The 25192-nt window shown below is 62.9% G+C and carries 30 protein-coding genes and 2 pseudogenes; 13 read left to right on the top strand and 19 right to left on the bottom strand.

Annotation, left to right across the window (positions count from 1 at the left end; translation table 11 throughout):
- Positions 1-150: 150 nt before the first annotated feature.
- Positions 151-1028 (bottom strand): annotated as a pseudogene (locus QBJ92_RS16795) (LysR substrate-binding domain-containing protein).
- A 110-nt stretch (positions 1029-1138) separates the two neighbouring features.
- On the opposite strand from QBJ92_RS16795, the gene QBJ92_RS16800 reads away from it, so the two are divergent.
- The 4 genes from QBJ92_RS16800 to QBJ92_RS16815 are packed head-to-tail and all read left to right on the top strand — an operon-like array spanning position 1139 to position 4047.
- Positions 1139-2230: a YeiH family protein gene (locus QBJ92_RS16800; protein ID WP_183128845.1), complete on the top strand. Its 1092-nt coding sequence runs from the start codon at positions 1139-1141 to the stop codon at positions 2228-2230.
- Between the two features lie 59 nt (positions 2231-2289).
- Positions 2290-3360: a sulfite oxidase gene (locus QBJ92_RS16805; protein ID WP_037535043.1), complete on the top strand. Its 1071-nt coding sequence runs from the start codon at positions 2290-2292 to the stop codon at positions 3358-3360.
- Entirely contained in the window at positions 3357-3869 is a 513-nt protein-coding gene (locus tag QBJ92_RS16810) for an MgtC/SapB family protein (RefSeq protein ID WP_107963382.1), read from the top strand. The genes QBJ92_RS16805 and QBJ92_RS16810 overlap by 4 nt, the downstream gene beginning before the upstream one ends.
- 52 nt (positions 3870-3921) lie before the next feature.
- On the top strand, positions 3922-4047 hold the full coding sequence (locus tag QBJ92_RS16815; RefSeq protein ID WP_260171586.1) for a hypothetical protein: 126 nt from the start codon (positions 3922-3924) through the stop codon (positions 4045-4047).
- A 125-nt stretch (positions 4048-4172) separates the two neighbouring features.
- On the opposite strand, the gene QBJ92_RS16820 is transcribed toward QBJ92_RS16815, so the two are convergent.
- The 11 genes and pseudogenes from QBJ92_RS16820 to QBJ92_RS16870 all read right to left on the bottom strand — a co-directional run bounded on the left by QBJ92_RS16820 (position 4173) and on the right by QBJ92_RS16870 (position 12125).
- Entirely contained in the window at positions 4173-4445 is a 273-nt protein-coding gene (locus QBJ92_RS16820) for a CrcB family protein (RefSeq protein WP_277970856.1), read from the bottom strand.
- A 3-nt stretch (positions 4446-4448) separates the two neighbouring features.
- Positions 4449-4811, bottom strand: a complete 363-nt coding sequence (locus QBJ92_RS16825; protein WP_192239384.1) for a DUF190 domain-containing protein — start codon at positions 4809-4811, stop codon at positions 4449-4451.
- Positions 4808-5095 carry a hypothetical protein gene (locus QBJ92_RS16830; protein ID WP_431358427.1) on the bottom strand — a complete coding sequence of 96 codons (288 nt, stop codon included), beginning with the start codon at positions 5093-5095 and terminating at the stop codon, positions 4808-4810. Before QBJ92_RS16830 ends, QBJ92_RS16825 begins: the two co-directional genes overlap by 4 nt.
- A gap of 34 nt (positions 5096-5129) precedes the next feature.
- Positions 5130-5300 (bottom strand): annotated as a pseudogene (locus QBJ92_RS16835) (arsenate reductase); the annotation flags it as partial.
- 10 nt (positions 5301-5310) lie between these two features.
- Entirely contained in the window at positions 5311-5643 is a 333-nt protein-coding gene (locus QBJ92_RS16840; RefSeq protein ID WP_037535046.1) for an ArsR/SmtB family transcription factor, read from the bottom strand.
- A gap of 331 nt (positions 5644-5974) precedes the next feature.
- A complete protein-coding gene (locus QBJ92_RS16845) occupies positions 5975-6451 on the bottom strand; it encodes a hypothetical protein (RefSeq protein ID WP_037535047.1) in 477 nt (158 codons plus the stop codon).
- A gap of 13 nt (positions 6452-6464) precedes the next feature.
- The gene (locus QBJ92_RS16850; RefSeq protein ID WP_019054679.1) at positions 6465-7709 is read right to left on the bottom strand and encodes a molybdopterin-dependent oxidoreductase; all 1245 of its coding nucleotides are present in this window, start codon (positions 7707-7709) and stop codon (positions 6465-6467) included.
- Between the two features lie 107 nt (positions 7710-7816).
- Positions 7817-8968, bottom strand: a complete 1152-nt coding sequence (locus QBJ92_RS16855) for a TDT family transporter (protein WP_277970857.1) — start codon at positions 8966-8968, stop codon at positions 7817-7819.
- Entirely contained in the window at positions 8965-9837 is an 873-nt protein-coding gene (locus QBJ92_RS16860) for a LysR family transcriptional regulator (RefSeq protein ID WP_019054677.1), read from the bottom strand. Before QBJ92_RS16860 ends, QBJ92_RS16855 begins: the two co-directional genes overlap by 4 nt.
- 88 nt (positions 9838-9925) lie before the next feature.
- Positions 9926-10909 (bottom strand): malate dehydrogenase, encoded by a 984-nt coding sequence (locus QBJ92_RS16865; protein ID WP_069710277.1) that lies wholly within the window; start codon positions 10907-10909, stop codon positions 9926-9928.
- Between the two features lie 46 nt (positions 10910-10955).
- Positions 10956-12125 carry a YncE family protein gene (locus QBJ92_RS16870; protein ID WP_019054675.1) on the bottom strand — a complete coding sequence of 390 codons (1170 nt, stop codon included), beginning with the start codon at positions 12123-12125 and terminating at the stop codon, positions 10956-10958.
- Positions 12126-12369: 244 nt separating this feature from the next.
- Between QBJ92_RS16870 and QBJ92_RS16875 the strand changes: the two genes are divergently transcribed.
- The 3 genes from QBJ92_RS16875 to QBJ92_RS16885 are packed head-to-tail and all read left to right on the top strand — an operon-like array spanning position 12370 to position 14668.
- A complete protein-coding gene (locus tag QBJ92_RS16875; RefSeq protein WP_277970858.1) occupies positions 12370-12849 on the top strand; it encodes a hypothetical protein in 480 nt (159 codons plus the stop codon).
- 35 nt (positions 12850-12884) lie between these two features.
- Complete coding sequence (gene copM / locus QBJ92_RS16880; RefSeq protein WP_008828623.1) at positions 12885-13253, top strand: CopM family metallochaperone; 369 nt, start codon at positions 12885-12887, stop codon at positions 13251-13253.
- A complete protein-coding gene (locus tag QBJ92_RS16885; RefSeq protein ID WP_037535052.1) occupies positions 13250-14668 on the top strand; it encodes a YncE family protein in 1419 nt (472 codons plus the stop codon). Before copM ends, QBJ92_RS16885 begins: the two co-directional genes overlap by 4 nt.
- Positions 14669-15240: 572 nt before the next feature.
- On the opposite strand, the gene QBJ92_RS16890 is transcribed toward QBJ92_RS16885, so the two are convergent.
- On the bottom strand, positions 15241-16227 hold the full coding sequence (locus tag QBJ92_RS16890; protein ID WP_277970859.1) for a sensor domain-containing diguanylate cyclase: 987 nt from the start codon (positions 16225-16227) through the stop codon (positions 15241-15243).
- Positions 16220-16459 carry a hypothetical protein gene (locus tag QBJ92_RS16895; protein WP_277970860.1) on the bottom strand — a complete coding sequence of 80 codons (240 nt, stop codon included), beginning with the start codon at positions 16457-16459 and terminating at the stop codon, positions 16220-16222. Before QBJ92_RS16895 ends, QBJ92_RS16890 begins: the two co-directional genes overlap by 8 nt.
- 163 nt (positions 16460-16622) lie before the next feature.
- Between QBJ92_RS16895 and QBJ92_RS16900 the strand changes: the two genes are divergently transcribed.
- Positions 16623-17087 (top strand): globin domain-containing protein, encoded by a 465-nt coding sequence (locus QBJ92_RS16900; protein ID WP_277970861.1) that lies wholly within the window; start codon positions 16623-16625, stop codon positions 17085-17087.
- Between the two features lie 150 nt (positions 17088-17237).
- Here the strand turns inward: QBJ92_RS16900 and QBJ92_RS16905 are convergent, their stop codons facing one another.
- Positions 17238-18074: a helix-turn-helix transcriptional regulator gene (locus QBJ92_RS16905; RefSeq protein ID WP_277970862.1), complete on the bottom strand. Its 837-nt coding sequence runs from the start codon at positions 18072-18074 to the stop codon at positions 17238-17240.
- 95 nt (positions 18075-18169) lie between these two features.
- Between QBJ92_RS16905 and QBJ92_RS16910 the strand changes: the two genes are divergently transcribed.
- A complete protein-coding gene (locus tag QBJ92_RS16910; protein ID WP_277970863.1) occupies positions 18170-19072 on the top strand; it encodes an SDR family oxidoreductase in 903 nt (300 codons plus the stop codon).
- Positions 19073-19351: 279 nt separating this feature from the next.
- Here the strand turns inward: QBJ92_RS16910 and QBJ92_RS16915 are convergent, their stop codons facing one another.
- Genes QBJ92_RS16915 through QBJ92_RS16925 form a run of 3 tightly spaced genes read right to left on the bottom strand, consistent with a single transcriptional unit; the run spans position 19352 to position 20857 of the window.
- On the bottom strand, positions 19352-19816 hold the full coding sequence (locus tag QBJ92_RS16915) for a nuclear transport factor 2 family protein (protein WP_277970864.1): 465 nt from the start codon (positions 19814-19816) through the stop codon (positions 19352-19354).
- Positions 19817-19829: 13 nt separating this feature from the next.
- Positions 19830-20240: a VOC family protein gene (locus QBJ92_RS16920; RefSeq protein ID WP_277970865.1), complete on the bottom strand. Its 411-nt coding sequence runs from the start codon at positions 20238-20240 to the stop codon at positions 19830-19832.
- Positions 20237-20857: a pyridoxamine 5'-phosphate oxidase family protein gene (locus QBJ92_RS16925; protein ID WP_277970866.1), complete on the bottom strand. Its 621-nt coding sequence runs from the start codon at positions 20855-20857 to the stop codon at positions 20237-20239. Before QBJ92_RS16925 ends, QBJ92_RS16920 begins: the two co-directional genes overlap by 4 nt.
- A 64-nt stretch (positions 20858-20921) precedes the next feature.
- Here QBJ92_RS16925 and QBJ92_RS16930 point away from each other — a divergent pair, with 64 nt between their 5' ends.
- The 3 genes from QBJ92_RS16930 (at position 20922) to QBJ92_RS16940 (ending at position 24025) form a co-directional block, all read left to right on the top strand.
- Positions 20922-21815, top strand: a complete 894-nt coding sequence (locus tag QBJ92_RS16930) for a LysR family transcriptional regulator (protein WP_277970867.1) — start codon at positions 20922-20924, stop codon at positions 21813-21815.
- A gap of 298 nt (positions 21816-22113) precedes the next feature.
- Entirely contained in the window at positions 22114-23202 is a 1089-nt protein-coding gene (locus QBJ92_RS16935; protein WP_277970868.1) for an NAD(P)H-dependent flavin oxidoreductase, read from the top strand.
- 361 nt (positions 23203-23563) lie between these two features.
- Positions 23564-24025, top strand: coding sequence for a VOC family protein (locus QBJ92_RS16940; protein ID WP_277970869.1), 462 nt, complete (start codon positions 23564-23566; stop codon positions 24023-24025).
- 165 nt (positions 24026-24190) lie between these two features.
- On the opposite strand, the gene QBJ92_RS16945 is transcribed toward QBJ92_RS16940, so the two are convergent.
- Positions 24191-24823, bottom strand: coding sequence for a tyrosine-type recombinase/integrase (locus QBJ92_RS16945; RefSeq protein ID WP_277970870.1), 633 nt, complete (start codon positions 24821-24823; stop codon positions 24191-24193).
- A 53-nt stretch (positions 24824-24876) separates the two neighbouring features.
- On the opposite strand from QBJ92_RS16945, the gene QBJ92_RS16950 reads away from it, so the two are divergent.
- A complete protein-coding gene (locus QBJ92_RS16950) occupies positions 24877-25101 on the top strand; it encodes a hypothetical protein (protein ID WP_347342799.1) in 225 nt (74 codons plus the stop codon).
- Positions 25102-25192 lie beyond the last annotated feature (91 nt).

Genomic DNA, 25192 nt, shown 5'->3' on the forward strand with positions numbered 1-25192 from the left:
CAGCTACTGCCAGATCCGGCCGCTCGTGGGCGATGTCCCGTCCTACTATGGCGCAAATCTGGTAGAGTGCGGTCAGACAGGTTTCAGGAAGGAGATGGCGATCGCGGGCGGTCCCAAAAAGGATGGCGTTTTGAGAATGCCGATGCGTACCTACCGCCGCTGCAACCCGATCACGTCCAACAGCGCATCCGCGGCTTTCGTGCGATAGCGTTCCTTATGCCGCAGCCCGAAGAAGGGGCGAGGAGCGAATGTGATCGGTGCGACGTGCAACAGACCTGCCTTGATGGCCGGGTCGACCACTAGCGCCGACAGGACAGCAACGTCCGCCCCAGCCTCCACGGCCGTTCGGTCGCTTTCATTAGACGGCATCGTCAGCGCCACGTCGAGGGCAGCCGGATCGACTCCCAAGCTGCGCAACTCGCTATTCAACGTCGATCGCGTGCCTGATCCAGGCTCCCGTTGCCCCCAGCGTGCTCGTCGCAGCCATGTCACGTCGATGTCGGCGTCGCCGAAAGGCTGTGCTCCGACGAGCAACAGCCGGTCTTCGCCGATCGGCCAATGCGCCAACGCCGGGTTGTCGATCTCGCCCTCGACAATACCCAGATCGGCCTTGCCGTCATAGACGCGTGCCGCGGCCTGCCCGGTGTTGCCGATCGACAGTTCGATACTAATCGCCGGATAGCGCTCATGGAAAGCCGCAAGGATGGGCGGCAACCAGTAGGCGGCGATGGTCTGGCTGGCGACGAGGCGCAGCGTGCCCCGCTTCAGCCCGCCAAGCTCCTCCAGCACCGTCTCGGCCGCGTCGGCCCGCGCAAGAACTCCGCGAGCCTCGGTCAGGAACAGCCGTCCGGCCTCTGTCAGAGCGATGCCGCGCCCGACGCGGTGGAAGAGCTTGGTTGCGTGTCGCTCCTCAAGCGAGGCGATGGCTGCGGAAGCCTCTGACTGCGTGACGTTTAAGGCCGCGCCGCGACGGTCATATGCTTGCGCTCGGCCACGCCGACGAAGATGCGCAGTTGCTCCAGTGTCACACCGCACCTGATATAGAAACCGATCACGATTGACGATCGGAATGACAACAAGGCTAAGTTGGAGCGATCGGTAGGCAGGGTTTAGATCGTGCGACGGAAGGAACACCGCCGTGGCCAGTTTTGCCTATCCCGATCGTATATTCCCTACCGTCCAGACTAGCAGATTGCCCGCGCTGCTGCCCGGCGTCGGCCTCTGCCTCGCCGTCACCGGCTCGGCCTACGCGCTGGAGGCGGGCGAGCGCGCACTGGCCGGCAAGGCGTGGCTGGAGGCGCTGGTGCTCGCCATCCTGATCGGCACCGCCGTGCGCAGCCTTTGGACCCCGGATGAAAGGTGGCACGAAGGCATCGCATTCAGCGCCAAATACTTACTGGAGGTGGCGGTCGTCCTGCTCGGTGCTTCGGTCAGTGCCGCGACCATCTTGGCGGCCGGGCTGCCGCTCCTCGCCGGTATCGCCGGCGTGGTCGTGAGCGCAATCCTGCTCAGCTTTGGGATCGGCCGATTGCTCGGCTTGCCGACGCGGATGGCGCTGCTGGTGGCTTGCGGCAATTCAATCTGCGGCAACTCCGCCATCGCGGCCGTGGCACCGGTAATCGGCGCCGACAGCGACGACGTAGCTGCCTCGATCGCGTTCACGGCGGTACTGGGTGTGGTGGTAGTGCTTGGCCTGCCACTGCTCGGGATTGCGCTCGGCATGGGCGGGCTCGCCTTCGGGGCGCTCGCCGGGCTCACTGTCTATGCCGTGCCGCAGGTGATCGCAGCCGCCTCGCCGTTGGGCGCCACCGCCGTGCAGATGGGTACGCTCGTCAAGCTGGTGCGCGTGCTGATGCTCGGGCCGGTGTGCCTTGTTCTGTCGCTGGTGGCGCCTCGTCTCGCGCCGCAGTCGGTTCCCGAAGGCGAGTTCGTCGCCGGTGCGCCTACGGCCAAGCGGATGGACCTCGCCCACCTCGTGCCCTGGTTCATCATCGGCTTCCTCGCACTGGTCGCCTGCCGCTCGCTGGGTCTGGTGCCGACCGTCGCCATCGCGCCGATCGGCCGGAGCGCCACGCTGCTGACCGTCGTTTCCATGGCGGCGCTCGGGCTCGGCGTGGACGTCCGCACCGTCGCCAAGGCCGGGGGCCGCGTGACCATGGCCGTCGTGTTGTCGTTGCTCGGCTTGGCCGCGATCAGCCTGACGCTGCTGGCCGCGCTGCACATCGCATGATCGGGCAAGATAGTGAGGATGAGGCCGAGGCCAAACCGATTGTCAGGCGTTACAATAGCATGAGCGAGCTGATGATAGAGCGGAACCCCGAGCCCTACAACGCCGAGCCGGTGCCCGGCGCCTTGATCGAGCGGTTCTTGACGCCACAGAACCTGTTCTATGTGCGCAGCCATGGGCCCGTGCCGGACCTGCCGGCCGATCACCGGATTGAGGTGGGCGGGATCAGTGTGGGCGAGTGCTCCATCTCGATTGCGGAGTTGAAGGCGCGCTTTCCGGTCCGGACTGTCACGGCTGTGCTTCAGTGCGCCGGCAACCGCCGGACCGATCTCCAACAGGTGGGCAAGACTTCAGGCGATCCGTGGGACATAGGCGCGATCGGCAATGCCGAGTGGACGGGCGTGCGGCTCGCAGACCTGTTGGATGCAGTTGGAGCATCGGACGCGTCCAACCTGTTCGTCTGCTTCACCGGCGCTGACGAGGTGGATGTGGAAGGCGAGGTGGCACCGTTCGGCGTCTCGATCGCTATGACCAAGGCGCGGGCGCCCGACGTGCTGCTCGCCTGGGCGATGAACGGCGAACCGCTGGCATCCGAGCACGGTGCGCCGTTGCGTCTGGTCGTGCCAGGCTATGCTGGCGTGCGTAGCGCCAAGTGGCTGACCCGGATCGAGGTCAAGGACACGCCCTCCGAGGCGCCGATCCAGGCGCACGATTACAAGCTTTTTCCGGCCGACGTGACCAGCGAGACGGCGGACTGGACGCAAGGGCTGACGATCAACGCCATGCCGCTCAACGCCGCGATCTGCTCGCCTGGTTCGGGCGAGAGTCTGCCCGCGGGCAAGGTCCGGATCGAGGGCTATGCCGTCGCCTATGAGCGCGACGTGTCGCGGGTAGAGGTGTCGCTGAACGGCGGTCGAGACTGGCGGCAGGCCGATTTCTCCGACGATCCGGACGGGCAGTGGAGCTGGCAGCGCTGGTCGCTCGATGCGGAACTGCCCAAGGGGCGCCAGCACCTTGTGGTGCGCGCGTTCGACGATGCGGGCCAGGGTCAGCCCGAACTACCCGATACGATGTGGAACTTCGCCGGATACCTCTGCACGGCCTGGCACCACGTCCACGTGCTGGTCGAGTGAATCCGCCGCCTTTGTCGGTCGATCTCGCCTTCTGGGTCGACGCGATCGGCAGGATGATCGTGGCGACGGCGGCCGGCATGACGCTCGGCTGGGAACGGTCACGCGAGAACCGACAGATCATGGGTCTGCGGACGCTGGGGCTGGTCGGGCTCGCGAGTTGCATCGCCGTCCAGGCGATCGTCCACAGCGGCTTGCCGAACGTGAACGCCGATGCAGCAGGTCGAGTGATGCAGGGCATCCTATCCGGCGTCGGCTTCATCGGCGCGGGCGCGGTCCTGCGCGTTGGCAGCGGGCAGGAGGTGCACGGGCTAGCAACGGCGGCGTGCATCTGGGTGTCAGCGACGCTCGGAGCGGCAGCGGGATTGGCGGTGTGGCCACTACTTGTGGGCGGTCTGCTGCTGGCGATGCTAGTGTTGTTCGTCGGCGCACCGCTCGAACGCCGTATCCGCGAACGCGCTCGGCAGACCCCGGCCGAAGCGGACCGGCGGGACGCCGAGCAGAAACCCTGAATAATCCTTGGCGCGAAACGGTGTACCAGTAGTTTTGCAGACGGAGGACTTCATGAGCGATATCGACAAGAAGAAGCCCACCACGCAAGAATCGGCCGAGATTCTGGAGCTGGAGGAGTCGGTCCGCGCCAAAGACAAGGCGAAGGTTGACAACGTCAAGGAAGATGATCGCTCCTGAGCCGGTTGGCGCCGCTAAGCCGGGCTGAAGGAGCGAACGAGAGCGAGGCCGCCGAACAGCGCGAGCACGCCCAGCCCAACCGATCCGACAACATAAAGGGCGGCTTGCCCGACTTCGGCTCTCTCCTAAAGCAAGGCCGCTTCCAGCGAGAAGGTCGAGAAGGTCGTGACGCCGCCCAGCCCGCCGGTGGTGAGGAACAATCGCCATCCCCGGCTCGATCCGCTCCGCAACAGGAACCAGCCGTCCAGCAGACCCATAAGGAATGAGCCGAGCACGTTGATGATGGGCGTTCCGATCGGCAGGTCGGGGCCGAACAGGCGCAGGCTGAGGCCGTTCAGCCCATACCGCAGCATGCCGTCGGAACCAGTCCCGGCGAACATAATCAGGTATGGCCCCATGCCTCAGCCAGCCAGCTCGGCCGTATCCGCATCTTCCTGGCGCAAGCCCGCCGGGCTGACCGTCCAATGCTCCAGGTGCTTGTAGACGATGACCTTGTTCGCAAGCAGGTCGCCGTGCGCCCGGCAGAAGCCTTCGAGCTGCTCGCGCTGGCCGATCAGTTCGACACACATGGTGAGGTGCGGATCGGCGATCTCGGCGCCGTTCTCACGCACCGGGCCGTGGTTGCTGTAGCCGTAGTGGGTATGGTGGGCGACAGCGTTCATGATTCCGTCCGCCTTGGCCTGCGCGACGAGCGTTCGGTCGAGCGGCTTGGCAGCCCAGCGTGAGCGCGTGCCCGGCTTTACCGCCTTGTCGGCTGGCTTCATGTAGATGCGGACCAGCCGATCTCGGTCTGCGACACGTGGTGGGCGTCGGACATGGATAAGCCTTCCGTGGGGTGAGGAGCGAACAGGTCTGAAAGGTCGGGCACGGGACGGAGCGCGCGCGCATCGCGCAGCGTCAGGTCCGGCGGCAGGGTGCTGCCCGCCCGCTTCGGCACCGCCACCCGTTGCGACAGGTAGATGCCTTTATGCCCGGAGCAGGCGTAAGCGACGAAACAGGCGACCGCGACCGGCACTGCGGTCTCGGCGCCGAACAGCTCGACGCCCATGATCGTGCAGGCCAGCGGCGTATTGGCCGCGCCCGCGGGGCGTTATGCCGGCGCGGTCGATCAGCTCGACCAGCAGCGCGCGCGAGGGCGGAGTTTTCAGATATTCGACCACGTGCGGTTCGATGCCGGCATTGCGGATCAGGCCGAGCGTGTTGCGCGACGTGCCGCACACGGGGTTGTGATAGATCACGATATCGACGGCCACGGGCGTCCTTTCAGCAGCAGGGGGTGAGTTCGGCGATCAGCGGGGCGCACAGCTCCGCGTTGCCGGCGCAGCAATCCTTGACGAGGAAGAGCGTTAGCGCGCGCAGGCCGTCGAGATCGGCACGATAGATGATCGAGCGGCTATGACGTTCGGATCGGACCAGCCCGCCACGGGCGAGGATGCCGAGGTGTGCGGACATTGTGTTTTGCGGTACGTCGAGCTGACGGGCGATTTTGCCCGCAGCCAAGCCATGCGGTTCGTGCCGCACCAACAGGCGGAACACGTCGAGGCGTGTTCCTTGTGCGAGCGCGCCGAGCGCTGAAATTGCCGTGTTGTTTTCCATATATCCAGAATAGCAGCTATATGGTTCCGGTACAGACGTTTATAGCACCAAGTAGGCAGGCAGTCGGCACCCTACGCTCTTTTCCGAAGTCCCCAACGAGTGGGGCGGGACCCCGCGGGCACGGCTCTATCGGCCCGCTGGGCGTGCCGACCGAGCCATCGTGCCGGCGTCTCGGCCCTGCCGGGTGACGATTATCGCGTAAGGTGTGCCACGTGGCGCACCTGCGAACGCGCAGGCGCGAGCAGTGTTTCGATTGGCGTCGACGCCCTCCCCCAGAGGCCACACCGCACAGCACTTCGCGCGCAGAACCGCGTGTCGTGAGTTGATGGGCTTAGCCTGATCCCCCCGATACGTCGGGCGCAGCCTTCGGATCGGGGTCTTGCGCCTTGCCCTTCGCGGCGCCCGGCTGCTTTGCGCTCATGGCGGTCAGATAAGCGACGATCGCCGGCACGTCGGCTGCGGCGACGGGGGCTTTGTAGACCTCGCGCATCTTGGTGACCTCCGCGGTCCACTGGTCGGCGGAGAGTGGCGGCTGGTTCAGCGCCATGCTCGCCGAATGACACGAGGTGCAGTTCGCATTGATGACGTCGGCATGCGGGCCGGCGGGATATTGCCCTTCGTCGGTTGGGAGATCGACCGAAGTGGACGCCAGCGAGAAGCCGCGCGCCGAGACGCTTGGCGGCGGTGGTGCGGTCGGGGCGGCAGGCGGCGGGGCGACGCGGCTGTTCGGGGCACCAATCGCGAGCAGAAGAACGACGGTCGCGCCGACGAACCCGAACGACAGCGTGCCGATGGAAGGCGTTTTCATGGGGGAGCGCTCCTCAGCCGACGACGATGTTGGTGGTTTCGATGTTGCCGCGCATGAACCCGCCCGGGTTCCAGATCGGCGTCATCGGCTGCGCGATGCCGGCGGTGTTCCAGCAGCGCGACATCAGCCTGGTCGGGCCCGCATGCGTGAGCGGCACCTGCGCGTCCCAGCGGCGGAAACTGTATTTGCCGTGATCGGGGCCGAGCACTGTCTTGTACCAGGTCTTGCCGTTGTCGGTCGACACATCGACCTTGGCGACGCCGCAATCGCCCCCCATCGCAATGCCGCCCAGCGGGATTGACCGGTCGAACGCGATTGCCTGCCCTTCGTCGAGGCTCGTGACCCAGCTGCGCGGGATCATCTTGTTGATGGGCACGGCCGGGAAATCCTTCTGGCCAGGCCGCACGTTCGCGCCTGGAGTGTCAGGGATCTTGTACGCCTTGGCCATCCAGTAACCGTCGTCGGGTGCGGCGAGCACCTCGATGTCGTTCAGCATCTTGACCCAATAGGTCGAATACCAGCCGGGTACGATCAGCCGGACCGGGAAGCCGTTGAGGAGCGGCATCTGTTCGCCGTTCATCCCGAAGGCGAGCATCACTTCGCCGTCGCGTGCGTGGTCGATCGACAGCGACTTGGCGAAATCCGGTCCACCCGCGACCACCGGTTGGTCGAGCGCACCGAACCGCACCGCAACCGCGCCCGGCTTCACGCCGGCGATGTCGAGCACGTCGCGCAGGCGCACGCCGAGCCATTTGGCGTTGCCCATGGCCCCGTGACGCCACTGCGCACCGGCAACGGGCGGCTGGAACAGCGCACGCGAATTGCCCGAGCATTGGTTGATCGCCGCCAGCTCGACGCGTGGCAACTTCAGCAGTTGCGCGAGCGAGATCGACAGCGGCCGCGTGACCGCGCCGTGCACCTTGATCCGGAACGCCTCGACATCGATCGCGGTCGGAATGTCAGCCCAGTGCCAGCGGACGAAGAACTGGTCGTTTGGCGTGAAGACGTCGCCATTGAACACGCTCATCGGCGTTTCCAGCAAAGGCGGGTGGATACGCTGGAGGATCATGTTGCCCTTGCCGGGGAACGCACTGGTCATCGGCCGTTCCGACGGACCGCCCGGCAGGTGCAGATCGACCATGCTCTGCGCCAGCGCGGGTGCGGCGATCAGCGCGCCGCTGCCGATCGCGGCCTCTGCGAGAAAGCGACGGCGGTTCGTCGCCTGCGCCAGTTTCATATCCAGGCTGTCCACCAACATTCTCCCGTTTCTGTCATGTTCTGTATGCGCGACCCGTCCGCCGGTCTGCCCGGTACGGGTCGATCAGATTCGCCGGTTCGATCCGGCAGGACGATCGGTTTGGCCCATCAATTGGCTTGGGCAATGCAGGGCGACACGAACAGGTTGCCGCGCCAGCCGCCCGCGACCGTCTTAGCGCCGACCAGCAGCCACATTGCTGCGAGCGCCACTGTGAGGACAGTGCCGACGATCCCGAAAAAGCCGAGCTGAAGCGTCGTGCCGAGCTTGAAGGTGGCGACCGTGGAGACGCCAAGCGGGAAGGTATAGCCCCACCAGCCGAGGTTGAACGGAATGCCCGCGCGCCAGTAGCGGATCGTGATCAGCGTCGCGAGCGCCAGCCACCACAGACCGAAACCCCAGAGCAGCAGCCCGGCAATCGTGCCAATCCCCTGCGCTACCGCGCCGATCTGCCCCAGGCCGTTGGCGGCGAGGATCGCGGGCGCGTTGCTGCCGAGCACCAGCATCCCAAGCGCGCCGGTGCCAATCGGACCGAGCGCGAGCCAGCTCGAGGCGGCCATGCTCTCGTGCGGCAGCTTGTGCAGTGCCATCCGCAGGATCAGGATCGCGAGGATGCCGAACGCGACCGGCACTGAATAAGCCCAGAGCACATACGACGTTGCGAGCACGACGAACTGGTGATGCGCGTCCGCCAGATGCGGGGCGAGCAGGCCGCCGCTCGCACCTGCGACCTCCGCCGCGACCACCGGCAGCAGCCACGCCGCGGTCATGCCGTCGAGCGAATGTTCGTGCCGAGTAAACATGAGGTAGGGGATCGCTACACCGCAGGCGAGCGACATCGCGACGTCGATCCACCACAATGTCTCGGCGATCGGGATCACGCCAGCGCCGAACCGCGGCAGGCCGAACGCCAGGAACCCGTTGATGATCGTCGCCAGCCCCATCGGGATCGTGCCGATGAACATCGACACGGTGTTGTGCCCGAAGATCCGCCGCGCCTCGTGTCCGAACATCGTCCAGCGCGCGGTGTAGAGCCCGGCGAACAGCGTGAAGAGCGCGATGTTGAAGTACCACAGCGCCTCGCCGACCGGGTGCAGCGATGCGCCGACGCCCGGCACCTGCGGCAAGGCGAGCGCGAGAATGCCGGTGCCCATCGTAGCGGCGAACCAGTTGGGGGTGAACTGCCGGATCATCTCGCGCGGGGAGTCGAGCCGGCTGAGGGGCTTCAGGCCATCGAGAACGGGTTTCAGATCGGCGGTCACTTGCCAGTCTCCTTGATGAGATCGGTCAGCGCATCGGCCGCCCGCGTTCGATACCGCTCTTTATGGCGCAGCGCGTAGAACGGACGCCGCGGCAGACCGAGCGGCAGATCGTGCAACGTGCCGGCCGCGATTGCAGGTGCGACGACATGCTGCGACAGCACCGCGACGCCCGCCCCGGCCTCGACCGCGCTACGTACCGCCTCGTTCGATGGTAGCATCAGCGCCACGGTGAGGTCCGACGGATCGACGCCGCGCTGGCGCAGCACCTCCTCGAACGACGAGCGCGTGCCCGATCCCTGCTCGCGGACGATCCAGCGTGCGGCGCGGATCCAGTCCTCGTCGATCGTGTCGGCTGCGCGGTCGCTTACCAGCACCATGCGGTCGTTCGCGACCGTCCAATGCGCGAGCGCGGGCTCGTCGATCACACCCTCGACGAAGCCGAGCTCGACCGCACCGTCGAGCACGCGCGCCGCGGCCCCCTCGGTGTTGTCGATCGCCAGTTCGATTGAGATCGCGGGGTAGCGCGCATGGAACGCGGCCAGCTGGCGGGGCAGCCAATAGCCCGCGATCGTCTGGCTTGCGACTAGCCGCAGAGTGCCGCGCTCCAGTCCTGCATATTCGGCCAGTGCAAGTTCCGCGCTGGCGGCACGGCCAAGCACTGCGCGTGCGTCGACCAGAAACATGCGGCCCGCTTCGGACAGTTCGATCCCACGGCCGACCCGGTGGAACAGCGGCACGCCGTGCCGGGCTTCCAGCGCGGCGATGGCAGCGCTTGCGGCTGACTGCGTCACATTGAGCGCTTCGGCCGCGCGCGTCATGTGCTCGCGCTCAGCGACACCGACGAAAATCCTGAGTTGTTCCAGGGTCATGCCCGATCTCCTTGCCCCAATGATAGGGAAAGGAGATCAATCGCACCAACCAAAGATTACGGTCATTCCAATCAGATATACCGGTCGTTCATTTCAGAATGTCGATAACCGCCTCACGTTCTTCGACCAGTTCGGCAATCGTGCGATCGAGCATCGTTCGCTGGAATGGATCGAGGATCAGTCCTTCGATACGCGCATACCCACCGCTTTTGCAGTGCACCGGCACGCCGCACACCAGCCCTTGCGGGATACCGTAGGAGCCATCTGACACCACGCCCATCGACACCCAATTGTCGCCTGCGCCGTGCACCCAGTCGCGTAGATGATCGATCGCCGCATTTGCGGCCGATGCGGCCGAGGACGCACCCCGTGCTTCGATGATCGCGGTTCCGCGCTGCGCAACGGTGGGGATCAACGTTTCGCGGTACCAAGCCTCGTCTCCAATACGGTCGGCGAGCTTTTGGCCATCGAGTTCGGCATTTCCCCAGTCGGCAAACATCGTCGGCGAATGGTTTCCCCAGACGACGAGCTTTGTAATCGCATCGACACCGACACCCGCTTTGGCCGCAAGCTGTCCCTGCGCGCGGTTGTGATCGAGGCGGATCATCGACGTGATGTTTTCGGCAGGGAAACCCGGCGCGCTTTGCGCAAGGATCCAGGCATTTGTGTTGGCGGGATTGCCGACGACCAGGATCTTGGCGTCGCGTTTGGCCACTGCGTCCAGCGCTGCGCCCTGCGTCTTGAAGATCGCTGCGTTGGCAGCGAGCAAATCACGGCGCTCCATGCCCTTCGAGCGGGGACGAGACCCGACCAGCATGGCCGCATCGATGTCCTTGAAAGCCACCATCGGATCATCAGTAATGATCACATCTGCCAGCAGCGGGAACGCGCAATCCTCCAGTTCCATGACCACGCCGCGTACTGCGTCCATCGCCTGCGGCACGTCGAGCAGTTGAAGGATAACGGGCTGGTCCGGTCCGAACACATCACCCTGCGCGACCCGGAAGAGCAGCGAATAGCAAATTTGTCCTGCGGCACCGCTGATCACGATCCTGACGGGGGGCTTGGTCATTTTGGAAAGGGCTTTCGTTGGGAGATTACAGACGGTGTAAGACCGATCAACGCGCCGCCAGGGCAAGCGCTGCATCGCGCCCGGATGGCACTAGATTGGCGAGACCTTTTCCTGATCTTACGGCACCAGGAACGTAGATCAGGCTTTGCACATCCGTACTGATCGGGATCGTCGACGCGGTGGTGTACGTCAGCGTGTCGATCCCAGCGACCTTGTTGGTTCCGGCCAGGCTGGCATAGATCCTCGTACCATCGCCCGACGGCCAAACCGCGGTCGGAGCCGCTTGTAGCGGGATGGTTGTCACAGCCTCCAGGCTGTCGGTTCTATAGACCTTGATTGCAGGTTGATCGCCGCCAACGCTGACATAGGCAAAGGAATCGTCCGCGCGCTGAGCGAAGTTGACCGCGCCCGTTGCTGGACCAGTGTTTATCACTTCGCGTACCGCAAACGGCGGTTTGGCAGCAAAGACCGTGGTCGTGCCGCTCTCGCGGCGTGTTGCCCAGATCTGTTTGCCATCTGGCGAGACCGCGATTGCTCCCGCACCTGCACCGTTGCTGGCAACGTGTCCGACGACGCGCCGATGCTCGACGTCGACAACCAGGATGGACGGCCTTTCAGTAAGCGATACAAAGGCATAGCGTCCGTTTGGCGACAGGATGGTCGCGCCTGCTCCGCCACTTGCTGGTACGCGGGTGATCTCCCGCGCGGTCTTAGGATCCACGACCGCGATGGCATGTTCATCGCCGAGCGAAACCCAAAGTTCGTGCCCATTGGGCGTAAACGCGACGGCGGTAGGAGACGTCTGGAACACGGTCCGGCCTCGTTCCGTGTTCGTGGCCAGATCTACGAGCGTCACACTGTGCTGCGCTAATGCCGATACCGCCAGGGTCCGCCCGTCACGCGTTGCAGCCAGGTGCTGGACTTTGGGGCTGGAAAAGCTGGGCTCAGCTATCGCGCTTTTGGCGAGGTCGATGCGTCCCAGTTCGTTGCCCGCTGCAGGATCGATGACAACGATCTTCGTCGATGTCGGGTCAGACACATAGATCCGGTCATGATGGCTAAGGTCGATATCAGCCTTCGACCACGGTGCCTGAACCGCCTTGATATCGTAGGGAAAGTCGTCCGCCGCAGGTGCAGCCCAATAGGCCTGAGCGATCGCCGGGACTGGCGCTACGGAGGCCAACATCGCGGCAACCAAAACGATCGCAGCTTTCATCGTTCGATCCTTATCGCGGATCCGGCGGGTGATCGTGCCAGTCCGATGCCGCTAGATCGACCGATATGTCCCCTGCGTCCAACGCATGGTCGCGATGGTTTCAATACGAAAACGCGATCATAGATTGTCTACCGTTCTTGTTAGATGATCGGAACGACTGTGGTTATGCGTTGGACCGACCGCCCCGCCGCAATCATCTATCCTGTCACGCTCGGCATTCATCGAGACGCGCGGAGACTTCCTCATGGCAACACAGCCGATCTACGATCTCGCTACCGAGACACTCGTTGCTCCTACGCCTGTGCGCCGACATCTCACAATCGTGCCGGATGCAGGCAATTATGACGAGCTGGAAAGAACGGCTCCAGGCATCGCATCGCGCGGCGTCCATCCTGCCACGTTGGGCTTGCTCGTCGGCGTGTATGCAGCAATGTTGCTGACTTTCTGGACCTTCTTCGCACGTGATGCAGCTACGGCGCTCGTCCTGACGGTCGTGTCGGTCTTCATGATCCTGTATTTCGGTCTGATTGCTGGCGGCATCGTACTCAGCGATACTCCCGCCCCCGGCGAACCCCTCCGTTCGTTCTCGGAGTTCATCAAGGGCCCGGTCGATATCTTGACGGGCACGATCACAGGGCGCGAAGCGGCTATACAGATGCTCTTTCTCCCGGCCTGCATGGCCGTGCTAGCAACGATTATCGGCATCATCGCTCGCGTGTCGTAAACAGGAAAACTAGGGACAGGACGATGAGATCACGCATGACCTTGCTGATGGCGATAGGCTTGTCCGTATCGACCGCTGCTATCGCGCAAACGGACGGCTTCGCGTCCGCGATGGATGCGGCGATGACGCGGATGCACGGCGCGATGATGACCGGCTATTCAAACGATCCCGATCGCGACTTCGCAAGGATGATGATCCCGCATCATCAAGGTGCGATCGACATGGCTGAGATCGAGCTGCGTTACGGCAAGGACGAACGCCTGCGCCGGCTTGCGCAAGGGATCATCGTCGAACAGCGTCAGGAAATCGCGGTGATGCAGGGCATCCTATCCGAAGGCGGCGCGTTGCCACGTCACACCGGACCGACCGCGACTGGTCACCCCCATCACGGAGACCGTCCATGAAGCGTTTCACCCTAACCGCCTGCACCGCCTTGTGCTTTTCAGGCCCTGCGTTTGCCCAGCAAGTGCCCAATGCGACCCCCGACATCCCTGTCAGCGCGCAGGACCGGTTCTACACGTCGGACCAGTTCTCCAACACCGTGTCGGTGATCGACCCATCAACCAACACGCTGCTCGGCGTCATCAAGCTCGGCGACCAGACCCCCGCCAACCTCAGCCCGCTCTACAAGGGGCAGCTGCTTGTCCACGGCATGGGCTTCTCGCCCGATCGTAAGACGCTGGCGGCGATCTCGATCGGTTCGAACTCGGTGACGTTCATCGATACCGCGACCAATGCCGTGAAGCACACGACCTATGTCGGGCGCTCGCCGCATGAGGCGTTTTTCCGCCCCGACGGTCGCGAAGTCTGGGTCGCGGTGCGCGGCGAGGATTATATCCAGGTGCTCGACGGCAAGACCTTCGCGCCGACCACGCGCATCCCCGTCCCCAACGGCCCCGGCATGACGATTTTCTCGCCGAACGGGAAATACGGCTATGTCTGTTCGAGCTTCTCACCCGAGACCGTGGTGATCGACACCGCCTCGAAGAAGATCGTCGGTCGCGTCAAGCAGGCAAGCCCGTTCTGCCCCGACATCGCCGCGACGCCCGACGGCAAGCAGGTCTGGCTGACGCTGAAGGACGTCGGCAAGGTCATGGTGTTCGACGCCAAGCCACCCTTCGCAGTGCTGAAGACGTTCGACACCGGCGCGATCACCAACCACGTCAACATCGCCCGCACCAAGGCCGGCCAGTTCGCCTATGTGACGGTCGGCACCGAGAATGTCGTGAAGGTGTTCCGCACCACCGACTTCGTGCAGGTCGCGAGCATCCCGGTCGGCGCGCTGCCGCACGGTCTGTGGCCGTCGGGCGACGGCTCGCGGATCTATGTCGGGCTGGAGAACGCCGACGCTGTTGCGGCGATCGACACCGCCAGCAACACCGTCATCGCGACGATTCCGATCGGTCAGGGGCCGCAAGGCGTGGCCTATGTTCCCGGCGCGGTGCCGGTAGGCGAAGGCCGTGCAAACCTGATACCGCTCGCACAGGCCGGCATGAAGATCCAGCTGACCCTCGCCGGGACTGGCCGCAGCCAGGTCACGCTGTTCGATCAAGGCCAAGTCCAGATCCTGCAGGCGGCGGTTGCGGGCCTCAGCCCAAAGATGCCCTATGTCCTTGGGCTATCCTCCCGCGCTGATGGTGGCGGCGTGATCCAGCCTCTGGCAAAGTTCATGACCAATCCGGCTGGCGGCGCGATCGTCAACACGCTCGGACCGCTCCGCCAGATCGTCAGCGACGCGAAGGGCGACATGCGCCGGTACCTCGTCATTGCGTCAGGCGACCCGATGATGCCGAGCGCTGTCGTTCAGGTGCAGAAATGAGGGTTCAGGTGAACCCTGCGATCTCCTGTCCGTATCCAGTATCTTGGTCATGACGCCGGTATAGGTTGCCGCAGCGTCTTGAGACTGTCGGAAAACACATGTTTGGCGACGCAGCACCGTCCGCAAATTCACGACAATTAACGTGAACGCTGCATCGCACTATCTCCATATTGGCGCGACTGTCCGACAAACCCTGTCGGATTGAGAGTGTATGCGACAACCTTGAAGGCATGGTTTTCCGTCAGGGGAGCAACGACCGCAATTTTTGCACGGCCTAACCAAACCCAACAGTTCGCTATCGGTCAGGATCGCTCGCTGCTGGGCCGATCCCCGAAGTGCGCCGAATGGCCGGTCCGTCCAAAACCCGCCATTCATGGTACTTCTCTGGAACGGCGGCTAAGTCCCACATCTCGCCGTTCCGCGTGAAAAATCTGGTCGCTGTGAGCACCGATTGCATCACATTAATAAATGTCCGCTTCCGGAAAGGCAGGCTGGCGGTCTGAATGTCACGTTCTGGGTCATCCGAGCGGAGCGAAACGAATGCCTACAGTTGTGACGGTAAACACGCCGCCTTAATTATCCTGCGCAAGTTTCGTACAGTTCCGTCCACCAGATTTGGCTGCATAGAGCATCGTATCGGCGCGCGCGAGCCAAGCGGCAAGCGAGCTTGTCGAGGCAGACAATTCGGCAACACCGAAGCTCGCCGTAACGCTCAAGGTGCTACCATCAGGCAGCATCATCGGATGGTCGGCAATTTCCCGTCGAAGGCGTTCTGCGGCTATAACGGCGGCCCCGCCGCTGGTTTCCGGCAGAAGCAGCGCGAATTCCTCGCCGCCCAGTCGACCGAACAGATCGCTCGGACGTAGGGTGGCCTCCGCGATGCGGGCGATTGTCTGCAAGGCCTGATCCCCGACTGCGTGCCCGTACGTATCATTCACGCGCTTGAAATGGTCGACATCGAGCATGACAAGCGACGTTGTCCGTCCATAGCGGCGCGTACGCTCGATCTCCTTTACCGCTTGATCTACGAACCCCCGACGAGTCAACACCCCGGTAAGATGATCTACTTGTGCGATCAGCCTTAGCTCGAGCTCGTCGCAAACAATGTTCGCGAAGTTGCCGAGTATAGCGACGTCCCCCGGGTTAAAGCGCCTTGGGCGGGTATCCATCGCGCAGAGCGCGCCCACATTGTAACCCTCCGGCGTGCGCAGCGGAACGCCGGCGTAGCTGCGTACGTGCGGCGGGCCGAGGACGAGTGGTACATTCGCAAATCTTGGATCTTCGAGGGCATTTTCGATGACCAACGGTTCGCGCTGCTGGATCGTATGCGTGCAAAAGGACATGGAGCGTGGCGTTTCGTTTTGATCTATGCCGCGCTTGGCCTTGAACCATTGCCGGTCGCGATCAACAAGTGTCACGGTTGCGATGGGCACTGCGAGCACTGTGCGGACCAGCGTCACGATCTTCTCGAACGGCTCTTCGATTGCTGTGTCGAGCACATATAGACGGCGTAAGGCTGCAACGCGGGCGTCGTCGTCCCGCAGCAAAGTGTCATCCATTATGCGACTCCTTCATCATGGTCCGGATCGCGACGGTCAGATCATCGGCATAGCTATCGACCAGAGTCCGGACACTTGCATCCACCACGTCATCATCGAGACCGGCCGCCCGCAAGCTGACGATCAATGCAGACAGATGGGATTGATGGCGACGCACGCTCTCAAGCAGCTCAGAAGGTATCTCAAAAGGATCCGCCGAACTCGAGGTAGGCTCAAGTTGATCGATACGCACAGAACCGCTCCCTAGCCGTTGCGCCCTGACCTACAGCCAAATGGTTAACGGAATTGGAATGGCCAAATTGGATTCCGCTTGGCTTCATGACAAGAAACGCTGATCATATCATGCATCTGCTACGGTATGCCGCAAAGCAGAGGGGTATTGGTAAGGACGCGGGATGTCTGTAACGATGGAACAGGTCCAGCTCGTGACGCAAAGCTATGCACTCATTGCGCGATCTTCTCGCTCATATTCCGAACTTTTCTATCATCGATTGCTTCAGGATCACCCCTTTGCCCGAGCGCTTTTTCCTGACGATATGACACATCAAATCGACGTATTTTCTAGAACAATCGAGGTTCTTATTGAGAATGTCGCGAATCTCGATCGCCTACGCCCGACATTATCGGATTTGGCCAAGAGGCACGTCAAATATGGCGTCCGCGCATACCAATACGCGGTGGTTGGAACAGTATTAATCGATACTTTCGAGGAAATCTTGGGTATCTCTTTCACCGCTGATGTTCGTCAGGCGTGGGAGGCAGTCTACGGTGAAACTGCAAGCACCATGATTGCCGAGACCTATTTCGAACCGGGACACAACCCTCCTTTTCGGGAAGACGGGAGCGAGATGGCAAGCTAGCCTACCTCCCTTAGTCACGGTGTCCATCGCGGCAGATCAGACGCTAAAGACGGTCGGTGCGTAGGTGAACGAGCGTCCGATACCGGGAAGCGATGAGCTGGTGTGAACGGCGGTTCTTGGGTCATCGCGACTTGGGTATGCCAACACAGCTTAGCCTGTAGGTTTATCTAAGAGCACCCGCAGCCGCTCGGCGTCGTCCGGTGTGGCGGGGTTGTAAACGATCATCCCCAGTTCAGGCCTTCCTTCGACGGCAAAAGAAGAAAATTCCATCGCCAGCAGCCCGGCGTCGGGATGGTAGATCCGTTTTACGCCCTCGCCATGGGCGACCACGTCATTATCGTGCCACAGCGCCTCGAACTCTGGACTGAGACGCGACAGCTCTGTGACGAGCTTCGTCACCTCGACGCTGGTGCTGGCGCCCGCGCGTGCCACGTCTGCGCGGAAGGCGCCGACGACGAAGCGAGCAATGCTGTCGAAATCTGCGTTGCGGTCACGGACATGATCGCTGCCGAACATCAGGCGGAGGATGTTGCGTCCCTCGCGGGGCAGCTTGCCATAATCAGTCAGCAGCACCGCAGCGGCACGGTTCCAGCCAACAACGTCCCACATCGCGGTTTTTATGATCGTCGGGCTGAGGACCATCCCGTCAAGCACCCGCTGCAGCCGGGGGGTGATGCCGTCGGCCATCTGATAGCGGGCCTCTGGCGGGCGGCCGAGCCCGAGCATGTAGATGTGCTCACGTTCCGGCTCGGTCAGCATCAGGCCCTTGGCAATGCGGTCGAGCACGTCCGCAGACGGCGCGCCGCCACGGCCCTGCTCAAGCCATGTGTACCAGGTAGAGCTAATGTTCGCGCGGCTCGCCACTTCCTCACGGCGCAGACCGGGCGTGCGGCGACGCCCGCTGGTAAACCCGAACGCCGTAGGATCTAGACGCGTGCGACGGTCACGAAGGTAAGTGCCGAGTGGGTTGGGTGCGTCGCCAGCCATGATCGATCCTGTTGAATTCTATACCACGATAATGTCACTACTTTAACAGGTCAGGCCATCGGGAGATACTCAGTTGGTCAACGAGGAGATTTTTGATGCGCGTATTCCTGACCGGTGCGACCGGCTTCATCGGTTCCCACGTCATTCCCGAGTTACTCAGCCGCGGCCATCAGGTACTTGGTCTCACCCGCTCCGATGCCGGTGCGCAGAAGCTCGAAGCGGCGGGGGCCGAAGTCCATCGCGGTGACCTAGAACGACCCGACACGCTCACCAGCGGGGTCGCTGTAGCCGACGCGGTCATTCACTGCGCCTTTGACCACGATTTCGCGAACTTCGTCGAGAATACCAAAAAGGACGAACGCAACATCGCTGCGATGGGCGACGCGCTGACGGGGACCAACAAGCCCATCCTGATCACTTCGGGGATCGGTATCGGAACGCCACGCAACGGCGGTCCCGCGACCGAGGATGTGCTCAACCCGCTACATACTAATCCGCGCATCGTAACGGAGCTAGCCGCCGCAGCGCTGATCGCCCGGCGCATCGACGTGCGCACCATTCGGCTGCCGCAGGTGCACGACACTACCAAGGCCGGTCTGATCACGCCCCTGATCGCCGAGGCGCGCCGTGCCGGGGCCGTCGCGTACCTCGGCGAAGGCCGTACGCGCTGGGCTGCCGCGCATATCAGCGACGTCGCCAAGCTCTACGCCTTGGCTCTCGAAATTGGCGAGCCTGGCGCGCGTTACCATGCGTCGGTTGAGGAAGGCATCGACGCGCGGAGGATAGCCGAGGCGATTGGTGCGGGGACCGGACTGCCGGTGCGCTCAATCGCGGTAGACGAAGTCGAGCGCTACTTCGGCTGGATGACTCCCTTCGCCGCACTCGACATGACAGCGTCGAGTGTCTGGACGCGGGCACGGTTGGGATGGGAGCCGACAGGCCCCGACCTGCTCACCGACCTCGCCGCAATGAATTATGCGGAGGCTCAGGCTGTATGATCCATCTCCGTTGCACATTGGCACGCGCGGAGCGAGGCGCCAGCGTGCAACGGCTTTAAACGTTCCCGCCCACTCCCGACCGAGCAGATGAACGAGTGGCCGGTTTCGGGAAGCGGCGAAGAGCTTCCGAATGTCTATTTGTGGGTCCTCGCAGCCCCTGAGCGGTCGATGACAGGCGCAACCTTCCAGTTTTATGTCGGGCTCTCAGTTTCAGGAAGCCATTCACACTCTGGCCGACAGCAGATCAACTAAGATCGGTTGTAGAACAACGACTTGAAGCTAAAGCCCAAGTTCCTCCAGCCCCGGATGATCCTCGGGCCGTGGCCCGAGCGGCCATTGGAACAGCCGCCCCTTTTCGGAAATCGGAACGTCGTTGATGCTCGCGATCCGGCGCGCCATCAGGCCATCGAGCTCGAATTTCCAATTCTCATTGCCGTAGGAGCGATACCACGCGCCGACATCGTCATGCCACTCATAGGCGAAGCGCACGGCAATTCGATCGCCGTCATGCGCCCACAGGCCCTTGATAAGCCGATACTCGTGCTCGCGACGCCACTTTGCGGTTAGGAAGGTGACGATAGAATCCCGCCCCTGAAGGAAATCAGACCGGTTCCGCCACTGGCTGTCCTCGGTATAGGCGAGCGCGACCCGCGCTGGATCGCGGCTGTTCCAGCCATCCTCGGCGGCGCGGACCTTTAGCGACGCAGTCTCATGGGTGAAGGGAGGGAGGGGCGGTCGTGGCATCGAATTGATCCTTTCAGGCAAAGGGCGTGGCAAACTCCAGACGGATCCCGCCCGGAATGAAGATCAGGAAATGGCGCGCCGTCGATCCGGGACTGATGGCACCCGGCGCTGCGTCGACCACGACTTCTGGATGCGCCGTCACGGCGGCCCACGCCGCCGCCAGTGCAGCATCGTCGGCGACCGAGAGCGAGAGATGATGGAGACCAATATTGGCGCGCCGGTCAAAGGCGCGGGCCGTCACTGGGTCGGCCGCGCGCCACAAGGTCAGCAGGATCGTGCCGTCCGAGACAAAGATAGCAGGATAGTCGGGCACGCCGCCTACTTCATCGAATCCAAGCGTGCCGCAGAAGAAGGCGCGTGCCTGATCGAGGTTGGGCACGGTTAGCCCTACATGGTGGACGCCGCATGTGATTTTGCCGGTCATGATGCTGCCCGTTCAAGTTGAGCGATGCGGGCTCGAAGCACCGCGATCTCGTCAATGAGTGGCTGGGAAGCGCGGCGCACCTCCGCCTCGGTGAAACGCGGCGTGATATGCTGCGGGCAGTTCCAGTCGAACCCGACGACGTCGATCAGAAAGCCACGCTCCGGCTCGGCCGCGTAGCCGGACGGCATGAGCGCTGCGATGACGGCGGGGTCTTCGCTCACGTGGGCATGGCCGATGATCTTGAGGCGCCGGCGGTTCGGATAGTCCATAAGGAACAGCGCAACCCGGTCGTCGGCCGCAACATGCGCGACGGAGAGATATTGCCGGTTGCCGCGAAAGTCGGCGAACCCGAGACGATTGCCCTCGAGGTGTCGGACGACGCCGGTCGCCCCGCCGCGATGCTGGAGATAGGGCCAGCCATCTTCGGACGTGCTCGCCATGTAAAAGCTGTCGCGGGCGGCGATGAACGCCAGTTCTTTCGCCGTCAGCCGGTCGACCGGCTCCGCGCCGGCTTCCATGCGTGCGTAGGACGTTCGCGATCCCGCTGCTTCTTGCAGCGCGCGAGCGCGTGGTCCGAAAAGGGTGTGTAGATATGCCTGCGCCATGGCCACGAACATGGCGAGTTGCCCGCGATGTGATAATTCGCAATTACTGATACGGACTATTGCGATACGGGGAATAATGGACCGCTTCGAGAGCCTTTCTGTCTTCGTCGCGGTGGCAGAGCAGCGCGGTTTCGCGGCTGCGGCTCGCGCCCTCAACCTGTCGCCTCCCGCCGTAACCCGCGCGGTTGCGGCGCTGGAGCGGCATCTGGGCGTGACGCTGTTCCACCGCTCGACGCGAGCGGTGTCCCTGACGGATGACGGGGCGAGCCTGCTCGATAGGGCGCGGCGCATACTTGCGGACATTCGCGAGGCGGAGCAGATCGCCATGGGCGGTCGTTCGGTTCCCCGGGGGCAGCTCTACGTAACTGCGCCGGTCATATTCGGGCGGCTGCATGTGTTGCCGGTCATCAGCGCGCTGCTGGCCAGCCACACCAGCCTCAACGCGCGCATGATGCTGCTCGATCGTAATGTCCGCATCGTCGAGGAGGGTGTCGATGTGGCGGTGCGGATCGGAGCGTTGGCGGACAGCACGCTGCGCACCGTGACGATCGGTTCGGTCCGTCAGACCATCGTGGCAAGCCCGGGCTATATTGCCGAACATGGCGTGCCCATCGATCCCGGCGACCTGGCCCGGCATCGGTGCATCATGGGCAGCGGTGCGCGCGCCGGCACCGGATGGCCGTTTGGCGCACGCGGCGAGAAGCTGTTGGAAATCGTCCCCCGCCTGACCGTCAACGGCATCGACGCGATCCTCGCTGCTGCGGAGGCAGGCGTCGGCCTTGCCAATGTACTGAGTTACCAGTCGGCCGCGCACATCGCGAGCAGGCGACTCGTTGAGGTTCTGGCGGATCATGCTCCGTCCGCCATGCCGGTTAGCCTGCTCTATGATCCCGGTCGAGCCGCTATGCCTGCGGTCAGGGTGTTCATCGACGCGATGCGGGAACAGGGGCGGCGGGGCGTGTGGTCCTGACTAGGTCCGTTGGACGAGCTATTTCGCGGCTAAGGCTCGGCAGATTTCCGTTTCGGCATTCCTTCCGTTGAAGGCTCAAACCGCAGACCGGCGGCGTTCGCCCTAATGATCGCGGCGTCGCCGGCGCCTGAACGAACGTCAAATGTGTGGATGGGCGAGAGCGGCTCGGCAATGTCGCCTTCTGGGTCGTAGCGGTTTAAGGGCAGACGACCCGCACCTCGCCCACCTGGCGCCATTCACTTGGTGCGCTGGCGTAGTCATAAGCGGACAATCGTTCATAACCGGATCCCGCGCAGGTATGTCTTTCATCAACCGGTTCGAACTCTCGGTGCCCTTGATCCAGGCGCCGATGGCGGGCGTCGCCACACCTTCGCTGGCGGCAGCCGTATCCGAGGCGGGAGCCTTGGGGTCGATCGGCGTGGGCGCGACCGACGCCGCAGGCGCACGGTCTATGATCGAGGAAGTGCGCAGCCGCACGACCCGTGCGTTCAACGTCAACGTCTTCGTCCACGCTGGCGCGAAGGCCGATCTTTCGCGGGAAGCGCAATGGCTGGATTGGCTTGCCCCGCTGTTCGCCGAGTACGGCGCGGAACCCCCGACGGCACTCAGGACCATCTACAAGAGCTTCGCAGATGATCCCGACATGGTGGCGGTACTGCTCGACCTCGCGCCGCAAGTGGTCAGCTTCCACTTCGGGTTGCCGTCCACCGACGTGCTCTCGGCGTTGCGAGCGCGCGGTATCTACCTCATGGCGACCGCAACCAGCCTCGACGAAGCACACGCGATCGAGGCCGCCGGGATCGACGCGGTGGTCGCGCAAGGGATCGAGGCCGGCGGGCATCGGGGTGTCTTCGACCCCACCGCGCCTGACGACGCGCTCGGCGTATTCGCTCTGACCCGGCTCCTGGTGCGTAAGAACAGCCTACCAATCATCGCTGCTGGCGGGATGATGGACGGCGCCGGCATCGCCGCGGCACTCGACCTGGGCGCATCGGCAGCGCAACTGGGAACTGCCTTTGTCGCGTGCCCGGAGTCGGCCGCCGACGATGCATACCGGGCGGCCCTCACCGGTGAGGGCGCTTACCACACCGTCCTCACTTCGCTTATTTCTGGTCGACCCGCGCGTGCGCTGGCCAACCGGTTCACGGCTCTGAGTCAGTCGGTCGATGAACGCCGACCGCCTGATTACCCTATAGCCTATGATGCTGGGAAGGCCTTGCACGCGGCTGCTAAGGCGCAAGGCGAACACGGTTTCGGGGCGCAATGGGCAGGGCAGGGTGCGCCGCTGTCTCGTGTCATGCCGGCAGCAGCCTTAGTCGGGGTGCTGCGAGAGGAATTTCAATTGCGACGGATTAAAGACTTGGTTGAGCGTTGCGACGTTCCCTGATCGGACTCGCCATGTCCCCACTCGAAGCCGTCTGAGCAGACCGTCCAGCGTACTAAATCCGGCCGTAAGATTGTGATGAACCAGCTTCCGAAGTTGGGAAGCGAGGGAAGGAGCGCTGGCATCCAAGTGTGGGTCTCCGCGGCCGCTGGTCCTCTGATCGCTGCATGATCAAGCTCGTCTGCTCCCAAGCTCTTTCCCATCCTGGAACTCGCTGCTTTAAGAGGCTCGAAGCCTTTCCGGTTCTCCGTGTCCACCAGCCCATATTGGGAAAGTGTATGCGGGGAAGGGTTTAGGGAAAGCGGTTTATGACGGTGAACGGTCGCGTGGTAAGCACGGCCGGCATACCAGTGAGAGGGCAGTAATGACGGACTTCGCAAACGTAATTGCCGTGGACCACACAGGCTTCGCTGTGTCGTCTTTGGACGAAGCCGTTCGGTTCTGGACGGGAACGCTCGGTTTCACACTTGAGCGGCAATCGGAGATGGGGGGCGACTTCCTGAATCAGGTGACAGGTGTCGATGATCCGAGTGTGAAAACGGCGATCGTCAAGGCGCAAGACGGCTACTTGGTCGAACTGTTAGAATATTCAAACGGGCTCCAGAACGGGACGGTGCCCAGCGGCGCGGGATCGATCGGAGCGGCCCATCTGGCTCTGACCGTAAAGGATATTCACGTCGCCATTGCCCGCGTCGAGGCAGCAGGATGGAAGGCGAAAGGCAATCCGCTGCCGATCCCGGGTGGTCCTCGGAAGGGAACGTTGGTGGCCTACGTTTCAGGCCCCGATCATATAACGATAGAGCTTATGCAGCCGACAGCCAGTTAATGGGCCGGTAAAAGTTTTGCCGCCTCATCGTCCTTTTGAAAGCTGGCGCGGCAGCGGGCAGGGCCGAGGCTCAGCACCTTCTCTGCTGCAATACTGAATGGCTTGCAGAAATTGGGGAGCCAGAAAGAGGCCGCGAATGACCGCAAGTGGGTCAAACTGACCTCGTCAGACTTCGGTCCGCTCCGACAGCTCCAAAGCGTCTTCCACATCGACGCCAAGATAGCGGACGGTGCTTTCGATCTTGGCATGACCAAGCAGGATTTGCACTGCGCGAAGGTTGCCCGTCGCCTTGTAGATAATCGACGCCTTGGTGCGTCGAAGGGAGTGAGTACCGTAATCCTCAGCTTGGAGGCCGATGCCGACGATCCACTCGCGAACGAGGCGCGCATACTGCCTCGTGCTCATGTGCCCCATATAGTCATTACGGCTCGGAAAGACGAAATCGTTCAATGTGCCGCCACGGCGCTCGAGCCAAGCGAGGAGGGTTTTGCGGGCAGGTTCGACAAGCTCGAACTGCACGGGGCGTTTCGTTTTTTGCTGCACTACGATCGCGCGATCCCGAACGCGGCCACCAGCAACGATGTCGCCAATGCGAACTTTCACGACGTCGCATCCGCGCAGCTTGCTGCCGATCGCGAAGTCGAAAAGTGCCCGATCCCGCAGCCGCCGATGTTGGTCAAGCCAGAAGCGAATAGCCCAGACTTGCTGCGGTTTAAGCGCGCGCTTTGGGCCCAGCACGCGGCCTTCGTTCCAAGGGCGGAGCTCGTTGAAAGCTGGATCTATCGACGAGTGTCCCATCGCTTATCTCCACGTTTTAGAGTCAGCGCCGCAGGCTACATCGAGAGGGTGAATTGGCCGTTTACATCTATGGTTGGCACGATGCCCGTGAACGAACGAACGGCCGGTTCGGGCGGTCGGTCACCATCGGTCGAAACGTCTGGATAGGCGGTGCTGCGTTGATCCTGCCCGGCAACACAATCGGTGACGACGCGATCATCGGCGCAAGCAGTGTTGTAATACGCGATGTTCCCGACTGCGTGACCGTGGCGGGCAACCCCGCTAGCCTACTGGGATAGGGTCCGATTACTTATACACGCCGAGCTTCACACCGACATGAGTGAATGTCCGAAGTTCGGAAAGTCAAAAGCGCCCGCGAACGTCCGCAAC

Origin of the sequence: Sphingomonas echinoides (assembly GCF_029623395.1) — a bacterium.
GTDB classification, from domain to species: domain Bacteria; phylum Pseudomonadota; class Alphaproteobacteria; order Sphingomonadales; family Sphingomonadaceae; genus Sphingomonas; species Sphingomonas echinoides_A.